1 protein-coding gene and 1 pseudogene are annotated in these 1,604 nt (G+C 42.6%); both read right to left on the reverse strand.

Features of this window, described 5'->3' with window-relative positions; all coding sequences use genetic code 11:
- Positions 1-66: 66 nt before the first annotated feature.
- Positions 67-702, reverse strand: coding sequence for a thiamine phosphate synthase (locus tag WBJ10_RS10175; protein ID WP_424289920.1), 636 nt, complete (start codon positions 700-702; stop codon positions 67-69).
- A 245-nt stretch (positions 703-947) separates the two neighbouring features.
- Positions 948-1,604, reverse strand: a pseudogene (locus WBJ10_RS10180) (TonB-dependent receptor); the annotation flags it as partial.

A 1,604-nucleotide genomic window follows, 5' to 3' on the forward strand; every position in this document is an offset into this window, starting at 1 on the left:
CCGGTGGGTTTAGTCTTTGTTCCCTGTTCTTTGCTTCCTGCCTGCAGGCGGGCTTGATCGCTCTTCTCAATAGATCGCTTTGTAAAGCTCCTTCACCGCCACCCCTGGGTCTTCCGCTAAATTTACCGCTGCTGAAACAGCTATTCCATAAATCCCTGTGGAAAGAAGTGCTTCAACATCAGATAAGGCTACCCCGCCTACTGCCAAAACAGGAATATCAATCTGTTCCTGCAGCATCTTTTGGGTTATTGTTTTATACCCTTCAATTCCCAGCAGTGAATAATCATTCGGCTTGGTATCCGTGTGGGCGAAAGGGCCGCAGCCAATATAGTCCACAACCCCGGTTGCATACACCCTTTTGATATCTTCAATCGAGTTTGCAGAAGCTCCTAAAGTCTTGTCATCGCTAATGAGTTTGCGGATCTCCTTGAAATCTGCATTCATATTCTCCAAATGTACACCTTGTGCATCTACTTTATCCAGCAAATGATAATGATCGGTTAATATGAGCGTTGCCCCCCAGTCATCGCAAATTGAAGCAACCTGATGAAGCTCGGAAATGAGATCATCATCGGATTTACTTAGGCACCGGTATTGAATCCAGTTTGCGCCGGCTTTACAGGCGATTTCTGTTTGTTCAACGTGGCTGCGATGAGGCAGGTCCTGGGTTAGGTAATGGAATTTAGAGATGTATTTTTTCATGATATAATGACCCTTAAAATAATTTTAACCGCAGAGTACGCAAAGTACAACGCAGAGTTCGCAAAGCTTTTAAAATGGGTTTTATCATGTATCGAAAATTTGTGGTAGAATGGCTAATTTAAAGCCAGGCTCTGCGCACTTTGCGAAAACTCTGCGTACTCTGCGGTAAAATATGCGTCCTGCTCGCCTAACATTTCATTGCACTTAATTTTCTGTCATGGCATAGCATTAAACCCGTTCTTCCACTAAAACTTCAAACTCAATCCAAGTAAAAAATTCCTCGGCGCCTGTGTAAAATAGAAATTCTCTGTAGTAAATGCACCACCATACAGATAACTGAATGTATAGCCATTTGATTCATACTTCTCTGAAAGTACATTGTTAATCAGTAATGTAAGGCCGATATTCTTAACTCCTTTAAAAGCAGTATTGTAGCCAAGCCTAAGATCATTTACAAAGAATGCATCCAGTTTCCTGGTGGAATTGGATGTGTTATCAAGAAATTGCTCACTCACATATTTACTCAGCAATGCAATTTCCGTCCTCCTGAAAGGGCGGAAACTTATTTCACTGGAGCCGATGAATTCCGGCGAATATGCGAGGTTGGTGTTCTTATAGTCATTTTGGATCTGGCCTCCATTGTCATAATCATCTACAAATTCAGTAAAGTTCCTGATCTTATTATCACTTAATGATGCAGTAAGCCCCCAGGCAAGCTGGCTGTTAAGCTGTAATCTGCTGTCGAGTTCGATACCTACACGGTAACTATCCTCTGCATTCTGGCGGATATATTCGCCCACATCATTTATCTTTCCAGTGAGCACCAGCTGATCGTCATACATCATCGCGTAAGCGTTTAATCCTGCTGACAAATTGCCTTTTCGGAGTCTGTATCCTGCTTC

The sequence above is a fragment of the Daejeonella sp. genome (assembly GCF_049655485.1).
GTDB lineage: Bacteria > Bacteroidota > Bacteroidia > Sphingobacteriales > Sphingobacteriaceae > Daejeonella.

Bases quoted from the DNA above. Each gene is read 5' to 3' on its own strand.
- WBJ10_RS10175 (WP_424289920.1), bottom strand. From the start codon at position 702: ATGAAAAAATACATCTCTAAATTCCATTACCTAACCCAGGACCTGCCT.